The organism is Larkinella punicea (genome assembly GCF_003334855.1).
In the GTDB taxonomy this organism is placed as follows: Bacteria; Bacteroidota; Bacteroidia; order Cytophagales; family Spirosomataceae; genus Larkinella; species Larkinella punicea.
Window position 1 is genome coordinate 261,685 of sequence record NZ_QOWE01000006.1, and the last position, 15,745, is coordinate 277,429.

13 protein-coding genes are annotated in these 15,745 nt (G+C 51.8%); 7 read left to right on the forward strand and 6 right to left on the reverse strand.

Annotated features, from left to right (window positions below; all coding sequences use genetic code 11):
- Positions 1 to 2 precede the first annotated feature (2 nt).
- Together DUE52_RS09325 and DUE52_RS09330 are read left to right on the forward strand one after the other, a co-directional pair.
- Entirely contained in the window at positions 3 to 1,250 is a 1,248-nt protein-coding gene (locus DUE52_RS09325; RefSeq protein WP_165840906.1) for an AAA family ATPase, read from the forward strand.
- Positions 1,251 to 1,259: 9 nt separating this feature from the next.
- A complete protein-coding gene (locus DUE52_RS09330) occupies positions 1,260 to 2,084 on the forward strand; it encodes an HNH endonuclease family protein (RefSeq protein WP_133299801.1) in 825 nt (274 codons plus the stop codon).
- 1 nt (position 2,085) lies between these two features.
- Here the strand turns inward: DUE52_RS09330 and DUE52_RS09335 are convergent, their stop codons facing one another.
- Positions 2,086 to 2,655 (reverse strand): Uma2 family endonuclease, encoded by a 570-nt coding sequence (locus DUE52_RS09335; protein ID WP_114405719.1) that lies wholly within the window; start codon positions 2,653 to 2,655, stop codon positions 2,086 to 2,088.
- Positions 2,655 to 3,575, reverse strand: coding sequence for an aspartate carbamoyltransferase catalytic subunit (locus DUE52_RS09340; protein ID WP_114405778.1), 921 nt, complete (start codon positions 3,573 to 3,575; stop codon positions 2,655 to 2,657). The genes DUE52_RS09335 and DUE52_RS09340 overlap by 1 nt, the downstream gene beginning before the upstream one ends.
- Positions 3,576 to 3,727: 152 nt before the next feature.
- On the opposite strand from DUE52_RS09340, the gene DUE52_RS09345 reads away from it, so the two are divergent.
- Positions 3,728 to 4,207 carry a hypothetical protein gene (locus tag DUE52_RS09345; protein ID WP_114405720.1) on the forward strand — a complete coding sequence of 160 codons (480 nt, stop codon included), beginning with the start codon at positions 3,728 to 3,730 and terminating at the stop codon, positions 4,205 to 4,207.
- Positions 4,208 to 4,294: 87 nt separating this feature from the next.
- Here DUE52_RS09345 and DUE52_RS09350 read toward each other — a convergent pair whose 3' ends face one another.
- From DUE52_RS09350 to DUE52_RS09365, 4 genes are all read right to left on the reverse strand, one after another.
- On the reverse strand, positions 4,295 to 4,909 hold the full coding sequence (locus tag DUE52_RS09350) for a Uma2 family endonuclease (RefSeq protein WP_114405721.1): 615 nt from the start codon (positions 4,907 to 4,909) through the stop codon (positions 4,295 to 4,297).
- A 64-nt stretch (positions 4,910 to 4,973) separates the two neighbouring features.
- Positions 4,974 to 6,281 (reverse strand): aminotransferase class V-fold PLP-dependent enzyme, encoded by a 1,308-nt coding sequence (locus DUE52_RS09355; protein WP_114405779.1) that lies wholly within the window; start codon positions 6,279 to 6,281, stop codon positions 4,974 to 4,976.
- A 149-nt stretch (positions 6,282 to 6,430) separates the two neighbouring features.
- Positions 6,431 to 9,937: a PVC-type heme-binding CxxCH protein gene (locus tag DUE52_RS09360; protein WP_114405722.1), complete on the reverse strand. Its 3,507-nt coding sequence runs from the start codon at positions 9,935 to 9,937 to the stop codon at positions 6,431 to 6,433.
- Positions 9,938 to 10,181: 244 nt separating this feature from the next.
- Complete coding sequence (locus DUE52_RS09365; RefSeq protein ID WP_114405723.1) at positions 10,182 to 11,741, reverse strand: alpha-amylase family glycosyl hydrolase; 1,560 nt, start codon at positions 11,739 to 11,741, stop codon at positions 10,182 to 10,184.
- A 410-nt stretch (positions 11,742 to 12,151) separates the two neighbouring features.
- Between DUE52_RS09365 and DUE52_RS32375 the strand changes: the two genes are divergently transcribed.
- From DUE52_RS32375 to DUE52_RS09380, 4 genes are all read left to right on the forward strand, one after another.
- Complete coding sequence (locus tag DUE52_RS32375) at positions 12,152 to 12,313, forward strand: hypothetical protein (RefSeq protein WP_165840907.1); 162 nt, start codon at positions 12,152 to 12,154, stop codon at positions 12,311 to 12,313.
- A 134-nt stretch (positions 12,314 to 12,447) separates the two neighbouring features.
- Entirely contained in the window at positions 12,448 to 13,302 is an 855-nt protein-coding gene (locus tag DUE52_RS09370; protein WP_114405724.1) for a pirin family protein, read from the forward strand.
- A gap of 116 nt (positions 13,303 to 13,418) precedes the next feature.
- Positions 13,419 to 14,615 carry a molybdopterin molybdotransferase MoeA gene (locus DUE52_RS09375; protein WP_114405725.1) on the forward strand — a complete coding sequence of 399 codons (1,197 nt, stop codon included), beginning with the start codon at positions 13,419 to 13,421 and terminating at the stop codon, positions 14,613 to 14,615.
- A 13-nt stretch (positions 14,616 to 14,628) separates the two neighbouring features.
- Positions 14,629 to 15,732, forward strand: a complete 1,104-nt coding sequence (locus tag DUE52_RS09380; RefSeq protein ID WP_114405726.1) for a DUF922 domain-containing protein — start codon at positions 14,629 to 14,631, stop codon at positions 15,730 to 15,732.
- The last annotated feature ends 13 nt before the right edge of the window (positions 15,733 to 15,745 follow it).

A 15,745-nucleotide genomic window follows, 5' to 3' on the forward strand; every position in this document is an offset into this window, starting at 1 on the left:
GTATGACACCGCGCGTCTGGTTCAAAAGTATTTCGCTGGAAAATGTCCGCTCGTTCGGTCGGAAAGAAACGATTAACTTCACCAAAGACGGAAATGCTGCGCAGTGGAATGTGATTCTGGGAGATAATGGGACGGGGAAGACGACCGTTTTGAGAAGTGCTTGTTTATTCATTGTTAGAAGATATAAGTCCCATAATATTCATATTGATTTAAATTCTTTTTTTAGAAATAATAAAAGTTCAGAAATAGAATGTAATCTGGAAGAGACGAATACTGGAGATAGCTATAATTCAAAATTGAATATTTCAAACTTGCAGATAGGAGATAAAAAAAAGATATATCCAGCAACTCACTTTCCAAATGAACCTAATCTTGTTAAATATTCAGAAGATAAAATTCCTGTATTGTACGCATATGGAGCTGCTAGGAAAATAAGTGATGGAGCTATCTCAAAAGATAATCAGCAAATTGAAAGTATTTTTAATGACGATATTGAACTGATTAATGCTGAAGAATGGATAGTGCAGGCTGACTACTTAGCTCTGAAGGATGGTAGATTTAGTACTAAATACCAAACTGTGAAGAGAATATTGTTGCAATTATTTAATAGCGAGATATCTGATATTTATATTAATACTGATTCAGGTACTCCTAAAGTATACTTTAAAACAAATTATGGGAATGTTCGCCTTCATGAACTTAGTCTGGGATATAAAACTTTAATCGCTTGGACGGTAGATTTTGCCAAAGGATTATCAGACCGTTATCCAGATAGCGAAAACCCCTTAGCTGAACCCGCCATCTGTTTAGTCGATGAAATAGATTTGCATTTACACCCGAAATTTCAGCGGAATATCATTCAATTTTTAACCGAAACATTTCCGAATACACAATTTATCGTGACAGCGCATAGCCCTTTGATTGTGCAGTCGGCGGGGGATGCGAATATCATTCTGTTGAAGCGGGTGGGGGATGAAGTACACGTCGAGAATGATCCGGTCGATGTGCGCAACTGGCGATTGGATCAAATCCTATCCAGTGAATTATTTGGAATTGAAGATAAAACTTTACAAATGCGTCGTGAGCGTGATAAACTGCTGGGAAAGAATGTGCTAAGTGAACAGGAGCAGAACCGGTTACTAGAATTAAATGCGGAACTGGATTCAGTTCCTTTCAGTAGCGACCCGGCAGAAATGAAAGCCGAAACCATCATTCATCAATTGGCCGAAGCATTACGTGACCGAATGTAGTCTGAGAGTATGATACATATTGAAAAATCTACAGCCGTTCCGGTCATTTTGGTAACTAAAGGCGAGCTGGAAACCAGTTCTTTATGCAATTTATATTCCGATAATCCAGAGGGGTACAGTAATGGGACGGTAAAATTTACAATGAATAACGCGGTTTTTGGACACGAATCTGTAAAGAGTCAACTCATTGCGGAACAGCATGGAAAATGTTGTTTCTGCGAATCAGATTTTAGGGCTACCAGTTTTGGTGATGTCGAGCATTACCGGCCTAAAGGCGGCTATAAAAAGACATCAGAAGATCGTCAATTAAACCGACCGGGGTACTATTGGTTAGCCTACAATTGGGAGAATTTGTTCTTCTCCTGTGAAGTATGCAATCGGCGGGAAAAGAAAAATTATTTCCCCATTATCCATGAAATGAATCGGGCAGTAAATCACACGCACGATATTTTGGTTGAGCAACCACTACTTCTTCACCCTTCATTGGATTATCCGGAAAAACATATTCGGTTTAATCAACATGTACCGGTTGCATTAGATGAACGTGGAAAAGTGTCGATTGAAGGGTATGGGCTGGGTAGGGAAGAATTAAACCGAATCCGGGAGCGCCATTACTGGGCTGTTATGCATAGCTTGATTCTCGCAAAATACGACCCGATCTCGATGAGTGAAGAACTCAAGAACGAGCTTTGTGAAGAATTAAAACAGCCTTGGTCTCTTCTTGAATTGGCAATATTTAATGCAAAAAAGATGGTTCAGAATGCGGCTAAAAGCGATCAACCGTTTGCCAATATGGTTCGGTCTAACTTTCCTGAATTATCGAAATCTAGGTAAGTTATAAGGTTATTGTAATCTCAAACCCCTCCAAAACCGCTTCTCCCGAAAGCGTCACCTGCTCGCCCGTCTGAATCTCAATCGCTCCGGTTTCCCGATAAATGAAGACGGTTTTTTCAATCCGATCGATGAGCCAGCCGAGTCGACAGCCGTTTTCGCGGTATTCTTCCATTTTGGCTTTGAGTTCCTGGGTCGAATCCGTTTTGGATCTGATTTCAATCACAAAATCAGGGCAAATGGGGGCGAACTTTTCCTGCTTTTCTTTGGGTAATTGATCCCAGCGATTTTTACGAATCCAGGACACATCCGGCGATCGAACAGCCGAATTGGGAAGTGTAAAACCAGTCGATGAATCGAATACGTAGCCCGCTTGCTTTTTGCGGTTCCAACTCCATACTTCGCCATTGAGGTTGGCGTTATAACGTCCTGTTTCTGATCCGGTGGGGGGCATGAGAATAATATTTCCGTCGGCATCGCGCTCCAGACGCAGATCCTGATTAGCCTGACACAAGGCAAAAAAGTACTCGTCGTCAAACCGGTATTGACGGGGCGGGTGAAGTGTCATATGCATCACATCTGCGCCAGCAGATACAAAACCGCCATCCGAACCGCTACGCCATTCTCCACCTGATCCAGAATAATCGAATGATGCGAATCGGCCGCGTCGGAGGTCAGTTCGACACCCCGGTTGATGGGTCCGGGGTGCATCAGCACAATCGGGCGGTCGAGTTCGTCCAGCATCTTTTTGGAAATCCCGTAATAGAGCGAATATTCCCGTAGCGACGGAAAATACTTGATCTGCTGCCGCTCCAGTTGAATCCGCAGCACGTTGGCGACATCGCACCAGTTGAGCGCTTCCCGAACGTCGTGGCTCACTTTGACACCCAGTTCGTTGATGTGTTTGGGAATCAGTGTCGTAGGGCCGCAAACCATCACCTCCGCGCCTTGTTTTTGCAGGCAGAAAATATTGGACAAGGCCACACGGGAGTGCAGAATATCACCGATGATGGCGACGCGTTTGCCCGCGACATCGCCCAGCTTGTCCTGAATGGAAAACGAATCGAGCAGGGCTTGCGTCGGGTGCTCGTGGGTGCCATCGCCCGCGTTGACCACGTTGGCTTTGATGCGATCCGACAGATAATGCGGGGCGCCGGGGCTGCTGTGGCGCATGACGATCATGTCGACCTTCATGGCCAGAATGTTGTTGACGGTATCCAGCAACGTCTCGCCTTTTTTGACCGAACTGCCCGAAGCCGAAAAATTGACAACATCGGCCGATAACCGCTTTTCGGCTAGCTCGAACGACAGCCGGGTGCGGGTCGAATTTTCGAAAAAAACGTTGGCAATCGTGATATCGCGCAGCGATGGCACTTTTTTGATGGGTCGGTTGATGACGTCTTTGAACTCGCGAGCCGTTCCCAAAATGAGCTGAATGTCGTTCTCGGTCAGGTTCTTAATGCCCAGCAGGTGTCGGACGCTGAGTTGTTGCATGGCGCGAATGAGGAGGAAAAGTTTGGCAAAGATAGCTTTTGCAACGGCGGTTTTCAAATCCAATGCCGACTTAATCGGTCTGATAACCTTTTCGCTTTTCCGGGATAAGCAAGTGACAAACGCATCATCACCTTCTCATCGTCTTTGGTACCATGATCCGGCAACTGACTTACCATCCCGTTTTTCCACGGAATAGCGTTGCGATCCGGCAACAACTCCTCCGGTTTACACTGAGCCTTACGCTGGGTTTCACGACTTTGTTTTTTACGAACACAACTGTGGCGTATTATCGAAATTTCTACCAAATTCGGGAAACCGGGCAATCGATGGCCGTGATCGTTCAGCGAACCGAGCGAGCCGTGGTGGGGAAAGGTACGCAAAAAAGCCGGGCGAAAACGTTTCGCTACCAGGCGGTTTTTCAATTCCGGAATCAGGAGCGGTCGATGCCGGTTTCGAAAGGCTTGTATGAGAGTTTGAAGCCGGGTGATCCGGTTCCGGTGCTGTATGGCGCAAAACAGGACGGTTTTATACCGGCCAACGATCCGGCCGATCACCGCCAACTGATTACGCTCCTGATTTTTTTGGCGATTTTTGCCGTAATGCTATTCGTATCGATCCCACGCGATTTTTAATTGATTTTGAATACTTTCTCGTATGTCATTTGGTTCCAGAATCCATATTTCAGAATACAGTAGGATCTATGGTTCAGTAGTAACGGTTTATTTCTTCACCAGCGCCACATGCTCATACACCTCACTAACCTTCACTTCACATCCGCCGATCATCACGGTTTGATCCGGTAGTTCGGCTTCGGTATTGAGCCAGTCGTTGCTGTTGCCGACGCGGGTATACAGTTCCAGCAGCATCAGGTTCTGGTGAACCCGGATGTATTGTTGCAGCGTTTTGATGCGCTTGTAGGAATGCCATTTGATGGTTTCGTCGTAATCGCTGGTGGTTTCCGATAAAACCTCAATCAATACCGTCGGATTCAGGGTGGCCTGCATCCGTTGTTTGTACTGAAAAAACTGAGAATCTCCACAAACGACCATCACATCCGGGTAATAAAAATTACCGGTTTCCGGGACATGCAGCATTCGGTCGCTGGGGTAAACCCGGCAATTGCTGCCTTTCAACGCTGTTCCTAATAAAATGATTAGGTTGGCCACCAAAAGGCCATGATTTTCAGAGGTGTAGGACATAGGACGGATTTCGCCAGTCACGTATTCATTTTTCCGCTCGGCTTTGTACTCGAACTCCAGGTATTCTTCCGGAGTGGCTTTGCGGTAACGTTTTGGCGGTATTCTTCGGGAACGGTGTGTTTTTTCAGCTTGCATCTCAGCGCAGATTTTCGGCTACAATAGCTAAAGATACGACTATAATGACCTTAAAAAAGCCCCCTTACGCCTTCTTTTTCTCCGCAGCAATTTCGCCAATCGCCCGCACCAGTTTGTCCAGATCTGTCAATGTCGTGTAGACGTGGGGCGTCACCCGAACGCAACTGATGTTTTCCCAAACCGTGGGTGAGGTGTTGATCTTGTATTTCGACATGAGCTTGCCTTCCACTTCGCCGGGCGTCATGCCGTCGATGCTTACCCCGCAAATGCCGCACGAAAACTGGGATTTCAGCGAAGTAGACAGCCGGACGCCGGGGAACTTCAGGACTTTTTCGGCCCAGTAATTTTTCAGATACCGCACCCGTTCTTCCTTGCGTTTGTTGCCGATGGCATTGTGGAAATTGATGGCTTCGCCAATGCCCTGTTCGATCGGGAAACTCCGCGTACCAAGCGTCTCGAATTTGCGGATGTCGTCGCTTTTCGGTTGGCTGTTGCAGAGCAGCGGCCATATTTTGGCAATTTTCTCTTTCTTGATCCACAACATGCCGGTGCCGACGGGGGCCGACAAAAACTTGTGCAGGCTGGTTCCGAAGTAATCACAACCCAGTTCCGACACCTTAAAATCCAGCAGACCAAACGAGTGCGCACCATCTACAACTACCTCGATGCCGTGTTTGTGGGCCATGCGGCAGATTTTCTGAACCGGCATGATCTGACCCACCCAGTTGATAACGTGGGTGACGTGGATGATTTTGGTTCTGGGCGTAATGGCTTTTTCGTATTCGCGGACAATCTGCTCGTCGTCTTCAATCGGAAAATTGAAACTGAGTTGTTTATAGACGATTCCTTCCCGTTGCGCCCGTTGCCGCCAGGCCTGAATGATGTTTGGGTAATCCTGCAACGTCCCGATCACCTCGTCGCCCTTTGCCAGATCAAGCCCGTAAATAACCGTATTGAGGGCTTCCGTAGCGTTGCGGTTGATGGCAATTTCGTCGGTCAACGTCCCCGCCAGCAACGCCAGTTTTTCCCGCACCGGTTCGCGTCCCTGATCCAGAATCCGCCACATGTAGTACGACGGTCCCTGGTTCACCATGTGGTTGTAGCGTTCAACGGCCTGTTGCACCACCAGCGGAGACGGCGAAACGCCCCCGTTGTTGAGAATGATGATGCTCGAAGACGAGGCCGTATAGCCCTGCTGAATGGTCGCCCAATAGTCTTCGTCGGCCGCAACCTGCAAGGGGCTGAGGTGCTGAACCCGCTCGTTGGCAACGGCCCAGTCCGCAGCATGGACCGTGTTGAACAGGCTATTGAGGGAGAACGCACTGCCGGCAGCAGCCAGCTTTTTGACGAAATTTCGGCGGTTTTGTGACATGGTACTGCAAAGGTGAGAAATTGGCCGGATTTCCCGGCTTCCATTTACCAGGAAATAGCCATTCGGCCCGGAAAATGTACAAACCGCCACCATCAGCCGGAGAGCTTTCGGAAAATAAGTCACCAAAAACTCCGAAACCGGTGGCGGTTTTACTTGACACTCAGCAAATAACCGAGCAACTGATTGAACTGATCCTGCGGAATCGTCTGGCCGAAATGATCGGGCATCAGCGTATACCGGGACGCCTGACTTTCGGCAATGTCTTTTTTCGGTACAAAAAACTCCTCACCGGCGGCATTGGCGTAGACCACCGACGCGGCTTCTTCCCGGCGGAACAGGCCGGTTTTTACACTCCCATTTTTCAGTTTGATCGTATACGTTCTGAACGCTTCCGAGATGTTCCGGTTCGGGTCCAGGATTTTGGTCGCCAGCGACTGGCTGCCCCAACTGCCGATGCCGTCCAACTGCGGGCCAATCATGCCGCCATCCTTGTTGATCTGGTGGCAGGGCGAGCAGTTTTGGACAAAGATTTGCCGCCCGCCGGTGGCCGAAGCGTCCAGATGCGCCAACCGGTCTTTGATGAGGGCTTCCCGCGTTTCATCGATCGGACTCAGATAGGCGGTCAACTGCGTGAATTCGGCCAGTTGCTGAGGGCTGGCGTTTAACAAAAGCCGGTCTTCCAGACCCGGTTGCCGCAAAATCCGGGTATATAAAATACCATTCCGTACCTGTTTCAGAATCAGGTCTTTGCCGTCCGAATTGGTCGCCAGTGCTTTTAGCAGTTCGAGCTGCACATCGCCCGTTGTTTTCTTCAATCCGTCGGCCAGGGCCTTTCCGGTCTGGGCCAGCGGAAACTCACCCAGCATACCGGCGATCTCTTTGCGATACGGCTGGGGCGATGAGTCATCGGAGAGGAAAGAAACCGCCTGGGTCGCATACCGCTCGGGAGCCAGCCGGAGCAGAGCCCGCATGCTGGCCACTTTGATAAAATAGGCCGTCGACGGACTCGACAGCAGATTTTGAATCGTCGGCTCCAGGGCCGTAATGCCCGATTCTCCGGCGGTTTCGATCGCAAACCGTTGCTGTTCACCCTGTTCCTTCGGGTTGATGGCCGGAACCTGGATGGCGTTCGTTTTAAAGTTGCCCACCCAGATCAGCCCGGCCGACTGATCGACCAGTTCCAGATACACGCGTTTGCCCTGATAGGCCTGCAAATCCCAGGTGACGGTTTCGGCCTGATAATCATTCGCTTTCAGAAAGGACTTTCGGGCAATGATCTGGGTCGTATCGTCGGCCAGTCGCAACTGCACCCGGTTTTCGGGATCGGTGTTGGTTTTGAGATTGTAGTTCACCGTAGAAAATTCCAGCGACGCAGGAGCCGTAAAAACCGGCGACCGGACAACGCCTTTGAGACCACCCAGATCAAAACCAAACATCCGAATGTCGGGCGACAAAAGTGTGGTGACGGGCGGAATTCGAATCGCCACCGGCAGGTCTTTCAGGTATAAATTTCCCTCCAGCGCATACGTCCAGTCCGGTGCCGGGGGCACGATCAGGCTCTGTGCCAGTGCAATGCCCCATTTCCGGACGGATTCATCAACCTGACCGCCCTGCTGTTTGATGCTTTGCTGAATCACCGTGAACAGCTTGTATTGGCTGCCCGGATCGCCCTGGTATTTCCGGATGATAAACCGCACCAGATCGTCGCGTTGGGCAACTGGCAGATAGAGTGCCGTCTGGCGGAGCATCTTCAACTCCGTTTCTTTCGGGAGGGAAACGGTTTTCAGCGTTTTTAACAGAAACTCGCTGGCATACACGGTATTGACCCCAATCAGGGATTCGGTCAGGGCGATTTGATCAAGCTGATTCCAGGCTGTCAGCGTGGCCTGGGTTCCCAGCGGTTTTGCCCGCAATAAATCGCGGAGGCAAAGCCGGGTGGTGTAGGCCAGGTGCGTATCGAAAGCCGGTATTTTTTGCTGAAAAGCCACCAGCGTTTTGACGGTTTCCAGCGTTGGATACGTGGTCAGGGCTTCCACCGCAGCCCGCTGCACGTGGGGGTTCGCATCGTTCAGGGCGGTTTTCACCGGTTCCTGAAACGGTGTTCCGGGCGTTTTCATCTCCCGAACAATGCGCAGCGCGTGCGTCCGGACCAGTGACTGGGGATGCCGGAGCGCCCTGAGCAGGGTTTCATCCGGTAATGCGCCCAATTGGAACAGAATCCACAGACCTTGCGCGTAAGCGGTTTCGGCGGTTTTGCGTCGGTTCAAAAAGTCTTCAACCGGTTTGACGGCGGCTTTGCCGATGCGATGAATCAACTGGTCGGCCACGGTCATGCGGACGGACAGGTTGTCGGCTGATAAACCGTCCAGCAGTTCGTTCACGTCGGCTTTCGTCCAGTCTTTCAGACCGGTTTTGTCCACCTGACCTTTGTAGGTGATGCGCCAGATGCGGCCCAGAACGTGATCGCGGCCGGGGTTGTCGAGCGGAACCTCGTAGTGACCAATGATGCGGTTGTAGAAATCCGCCACGTACAACGCGCCATCCGGCCCCTGAACAATGTCGGCGGGCCGAAACCAGGGATCGGTGCTTCGCAGAAAATCCTCCTCCATTTTTCCTACGGGCGACGAGCCTTTGAAGGCATACGAACTGCGGTAAATGCGGCATTTTACGACGTCGCCCATGAACAGACTGTTGCGGTACGGTTTGGGAAAGGTGGTGCCGCTGCTGAGGGCCAGACCCGACAGGGCGGTGGCTTCCCGTTCGTGCGGTTTCATGATGGGCGCAAAACCGATTCCTTCCGGCAAGCGGCCAAAATACGGGTATTCGGCTCCCCGAATCAATTGGTAAAGCGGGGAGGAATGGCAATCGGAGGAATACAGGTAGCCCCAGTCGTCGAATGTCAGGCCAAACGGATTGACGCGGCCAAACGTCGTTTGTTCCACCCGGCTGCCGTCGGCTCGAAACCGGAAGGTGTTGCCGGAGCCCAGCGTCAGGGAGTCGCCGTCGGTTCCGGCAATTTTCGACAGGTTCGTAAATCCGTGGCAGGCATGAATCCAGCCGTCGAAACCGCGCCGGAAGTGATTAACCATGCCGTGCGTGTCTTTGAAGCCAAACGGCCCGAGCAGCCGACGGCTGGTTTCGATTTGATCGTCCCCGTTGGCATCGGATAGTTGATACACGTTTGGAATGCTGAACGCCACGGCTCCGTCCTGAACCGGCATAATACCGATGGGAATGTTGAGCGTATCGCTGACGGGGATAAAAGTGTCGGCTTTACCATCGTGGTCCCGGTCTTCCAGGATCGTGAGCCGGTCGTGACCATTGCCGGGTTGCGCCGGAAAGGGATATTCCACCGATTGCGTGACCCACAGGCGTCCTTTGGCATCGAAGGCCAGGTTGATGGGTTTGCCAATTTGCGGCTCGGAAGCAAACAACTCGATCTCAAAACCGGGTGGTAGCGTAAAACCGGCCTGTTCGTCTGCCGGTGAGCGTGCCTCCGTTGAGCGGATGTGTTCGTCAAATGCGTTGCCGCTGTAGGGTTGTTGTTGGAATTGGGTCGTCGGGGCAGGAGCGGCTTTTTTTTGCTGCCAGTACGTCGTACAGCCTGCCACGAGCAGAAAGCTCAGCAGAGAAAATTGGTAAATAGGGGCTCGCATTGGCCTGGCCTGCTACGGTAAAAAGGGTTAGGAATGCTCTTGAACCGGCGGTATTTTTCAGACATCCCTGCGGGGGCAGGGTGAGCGAAAGGGCGCTCCTGAAAAATACCGTCGACTCAAAAGGTGTGTAGCAAATATACGGGCTGCTCAGGCGGCTTTCCTTTATTTTCTTTCCAATTTATGGTACTATTTTTCGACTTCCGGTTTCACGCTGCCCGGGGATATGGACTCGTTTGGAAGCGGATTACTCCAGCACCACACACCCATACGCCGGAACCCGTACTTTCCCGTTCTTGAACAGTTTGGCTCCCCCCGCCGTGTCCAGCACGATCTGTTTGCCTGCTGCCGTTTCGGAGGGGTAAATAACCGCATCCAGCCCCCGTTTGGTCAGGTTGTGAATCACCAACACCGACCGGTTTCCGGATTTCCGGGCAAATGCAATCACGTTTTTGTGCTGAATGCCCGTTCCTTCCAGTTTGCTCAGGTTGTCGTTCAAAACCGGGTGGCTGTTGCGGAAGTGAATGAGTTTTTTGTAGTGATTGTAAAGCGAATTCGGGTCGGTTTGCTGTTGCGCCAGGGGTGTCACGGTTCGGCTGGTCGAATACCGGGCTTTCCGCCAGCGGGCGCGTTCCGGGTCATTTTTGCCGATGTCCCAGAGAAACGGTTCGCGGATGTTTTCGTCGGGTTTGGCGCCCAGCATTCCGATTTCCTCCCCATAATAGAGGTAGGGATTGCCGGGCAGTGTCAGCAGCAGATTAGCGGCCACTTTCAGGTGGTTCAGATTGCCATTTAAAAAGCTTCCGATCCGGGTTTGATCGTGGTTGGAGAGCATGATGGCATCAATGAAATTCGGATTCACTTCGGCAAAAATCGAGTGATTCCGCACCAGCATCTGCACGATTTCCGCCGTATCCCGCTCCTTGAACGGTATTTCCTGCAACGCCAGGCTGAGGTCGAAATTGAAATTGGCTTTCAGTCCCCGGAAGTAGGGCGCAATGCGTTCGGCCCGCGTCCAGACCTCACCGACGGTATAAACACCCGGTTTGGCCGCTTCCATCACCTGCCCGAATTCCTCCCAAAACTGGTGATTCTTCGGCTCTTCCCAATCCGGGTAAATGTGCCGGGCCGCGTCGAGCCGAAAACCGTCGACGCCGACATCGGTGAGCCAGAACTTCCCGGCTTTGTAAATTTCTTCCCGCACCTTCGGATTGTCGTAGTTCAAATCCGGCATGCCGCTCCAGAACAGGGCATAATATTTCTCGGAAAACGGCGCGCCCGGCACGCGGTGCCACGGATTTTTCTCCTGCGAATCGGCGGTGATTTCGCGGGTCGCAATGTTCAGGGCGTCGATTTCCTGCTGGCTCATCCAGACGTACCAGTCGTGATACGGATTGTCCTTGCTTTTGCAGGCTTCCACGAACCACGGATGCTGGCGGCTGGTGTGGTTGATCACAAAATCCAGGATGACTTTGATGCCACGCCGGTGGGCTTCCGAAACGAGCCGCCGAAAATCGTCTATCGTACCGTATTCGGGCGCGATGCTGTAATAATCCGTCACGTCGTACATGTGGTAGCTCGGCGACGGATTGACGGGCATGAGCCAGATGGCCGATACGCCCAGGTCTTTCAGATAATCCAGTTTGGAGGTAACGCCGTTGAGGTCGCCGATGCCGTCGCCATTGGAGTCGCAGAACGCCCGGACGAAAATTTCGTAATGAACCCCGGTTTGGCCGGTAACGGTTTGATCAGAAAGGGGTGATGTTAAATCGGATAAAGGAGTTGGGACGGATGCGTCGGCAATCATAGGACTAGAAAAGGATTCAGAAGGTAAACCCGCCAAATCAGCCGGGAGTTTGTAAAAACGGTTTTTTCTCCAAATTCAACAACAAAATCGGCAAATAAACCACAACACCATACCCACGACCCTGAAAGGGTCATATCACTAGCCCCGGATAAAATCCGGGGTTGATCGTGGTAATCCGGGGTTTTGGATCACGATGATCGGGGGTTGGTCGTGGCCGTTCGGTGTTGATCATGGCAATTTGGGGTTGGGATCATGGTAATTCGGGTTTGGGATCATGGCAATCGGGGTCGATCATGGCAATCGGGGTCGATTATGGCAATTTGGGTTTGGGATCATGGTAATTCGGGGTCGATTATGGCAATCGGGGTCGATCATGGCAATTGGGGTCGGTTGTGGCAATCCGGTCGATCATGGCAATCCGGTCGATCATGGCAATCCGGGGTCGATCAAGACAATTTGGGTGTCGATCATGGCAATTCGGTGTCGATCACGGCAATCCGGTTAATCACGACAATCCGGGGATTGCGATTATGGGCATGATCATCCGGATTGCCACGGTCAACCCCGGATAAAATCCGGGGCTAGTGATGGAACCCTTTCAGGGTTCGGAGATACGGGCCTTTAGTGTATATGTGATGGTGATGAACTTTTGGTGAAATATAAATGTATATACATTAAATGTAATTACTTTTAAATCCTTAAGACGATGAAAACTGAACGCACCGTACAACAATTGATACCCGCCCCGTTGATGAGCATGGGCGAACTCCGGGTTCGCCAGCCGCTGCCCTCGGGCCGACTGGGTTACCTGGATCCGTTTGTGCTGTTACACCACGGCCATAGTTTCCTGAAAGAAAATGAAAACCCCAACCACGCCGGTGTAGGTCCGCACCCGCATCGGGGATTCTCGCCGGTCACGTTTGTCTTCAAAGGCGGGGTGCGGCACCGCGACAGCCGGGGCAACGACAAAAGCGTTTACGAAGGCGGTACGCAATGGATGAACGCCGGTTTGGGCATCATGCACAGCGAGCGCCCGTTGTCCGACGAACTGGAAATCATTCAGATGTGGGTCAATACGCCGTCGGCGCACAAAAAAGATCAGCCGAGCTATTACCCGGTGTTGAAAGAAGAAACGCCTTCATTCGTCAGCGACGATGGGAAGGTGACGGTCAATGTGATATCCGGTGAACTGTTGGGTTTGAAAGGCCCCATCCCGACGTTCTCGCCCATCAATTCCGCGACCTTGTTCCTGAAAACCGGGGGCAAAGTGTATCTGCCATTGCCCGCCAGTCACAACGCGTTTCTGTATTTGCTGGACGGAAAAATGCGTGTCGGCGACCAAACGGAGGTGAACGCCCGGTATATGGTGGTTCCGGAAAACGACGGCGAAGGCATCACCCTCGAAGCCCTTGAAGACACCCGGCTTTTGCTGATGTCGGGCGAACCGATTGGCGAAAAAATCCTGGCGCAGGGTCCGTTTGTGCTCAATAACGAAGTGGAAGTGATGGAAGCCTACCGCGATTACCGGATGGGGAAAATGGGGATTTTGATCGAAGACTAAAAAAGACGTTGCTAAAAAAACGCGGAGGGTGGGGTATTTACTAAGATTCTGGTAAATTCTCCGCCTTCTGCGTTTTTGCGTAGAGTTCTTTTGTTTTTTTGTAAAAAACTGACCCTATGCTTTCCGTCGCCGAAGCCCATTCCATCGTACTGAATCACTTGCTGGTGTTGCCGGCAGAACCCGTCTCCTTATCGCAGGCTGCCAGCCGGGTGTTGCGCGAACCACTAACCGCCGACCGGGATCTGCCGCCTTTTAACCGTGTGTCGATGGATGGCATTGCCATTCAGTTTGCGGTTTTTGAAACCGGACAGCGGCAGTTTCGGGTCGCCGGAACGCAATTTGCGGGACAACCGGCGCAAACCCTGACCGAACAAACCGCTTGTCTCGAAGTGATGACGGGAGCCATGTTACCGACGGGAACCGATACGGTTATTCGCTACGAAGACCTTCAAATCACTGACGGTCTGGCCGAAATCCAGATCGACGCCGTTCAGGTCGGCCAGAATGTGCACCACCGGGCGACGGATCGGAAACAATACGAAGAACTGGTCCCGATTGGAACACGACTGGGGCCACCGGAAATGGCGGTGGCCGCATCGGTTGGTAAAGCGACGGTTTTGGTCAGCAAACGACCCAAAATTGCCCTGATTTCGACGGGCGACGAACTGGTCGATGTCTCGGAAACGCCCGAACCCTACCAGATTCGCCGGTCGAATACCTATCTGCTGCAAACGGTTTTGCAAGCAGCCGGAGCCGAAACCACCCTGCTGCATTTGCCCGATGACGCCGATACCATGGAAACCGCTTTGAAAACCGTCCTCCAGGAGTACGATGCGCTGGTGTTGAGCGGGGGTGTTTCCGCCGGAAAAGCCGATTTTGTCCCGAAAGTTATGGAACGGCTGGGCGTCCGGCAACGGTTTCATCAGGTGGCGCAACGCCCCGGAAAACCACTGTGGTTTGGGGCTTCGGATGAAGGAAAGGTCGTCTTTGGATTACCCGGAAATCCGGTTTCGACGTTCCTGTGTGCGTATCGGTACTTGCTACCGTGGCTGAAGGCATCGCTGGGTTTGCCGGTTTTGCAGCCTTCCGTCGCCCGCCTGGCCCGGTCAGTTTCCTTTACGCCCAAATTAACGTATTTTTTGCCCGTGCGTTTGTCGGTCAGTCCGGACGGAATCGGGTTGGCCACGCCTTTACCCGGCAGTGGGTCAGCCGATTATGCCAATTTGCTGCAATGCGACGGTTTTATGGAATTGCCGCCGGAACGGGCGGAGTTCAGCGAAGGCGAAGCCTTTCCGGTTTATACGTTCCGCTAACGTCCCAACCATCGTGAAACGGATTCTGTCCATCCTGCTCCTTTTGCTTCCGCATTTTCTGATGGCGCGGCAGGAACCGGTATGGATTTCGTTCAAAAAAGAACCCATTTCTGTCCGCAATCCGACCTTTTCGCTGTTGAAGATTCGGGATGAGCGGTCATTTAAGGCGCAGCTTGGCACCATCATATCGGGTCCGAAAAGCAGTATCGCCGTTCGCAGCAACGACGAAATCGCTTCGACCTTCGATGATTTGCTGAGTCCCGGTTTCAGTCCCGATTCAACGCGCGTACCCATTATCATCCGCATTCAGGAACTCATTTTTTTCGAAAAAGAAAAGAAGGCTCTCCAGGCCGACGGCACCTGCCGACTGGAACTGGCCTTTGATGTGATGCGTGACGGCAAGCCCGTCCAATTGACCACCTATACCGCTCGGACTATTTATACGCGTTCGTTCGGGCAAACCGACCGGCTGGAACTGGTGGCTCGCAAAGCCCTCGAAAGTGCCGCGCAGTATCTTTCCAACTGGATCAAAATCAACCGCGACAAAAGCCCGGCGCTGGTGAAAGGCCTTAAATTTGTGTATATCGACCACAGCATTCAGCAGGCGTCGGGCGATACGGTTTTTTACCACCCGCTTCGGCCGCTCTCGTGGGACGATTTTCAGGCGGCTCCGCGCATCGGCAGTCGCAATGCGGCTTCGATTTTTCCTACGTTCTCGTACGAAGGCCACAGCCGTTGGGTCAATGGCTTTATTGAGGTGCAACTCACATTCAAAACGTTCATGGTAAAAAGCATGTCGTGGGTTCGTCCGGGGCATAAAGACGACTACGGATTGCTGCATGAACAGAAACATTTCGATATTGTCAAACTGATTGTCGAACGGTTTAAACAGCGCATCATTGCCGACCCGGATATGGATTTCGAGGAGTACAACAGCCGCGTGCAGTTTCTGTACCTGGAAGCCTACCGCGACATGAACCGCTGGCAGGAGCAGTACGACGGCGAAACCCAGCACGGCATCAACCGCGCCGAGCAGGAGCGCTGGAACCGCAAAATTACCCAGGACCTGAAAAATGCCGAAGATTTGACGGCCATTATGCTGTCAAACCGACAATAAATGTGTGTTCGGT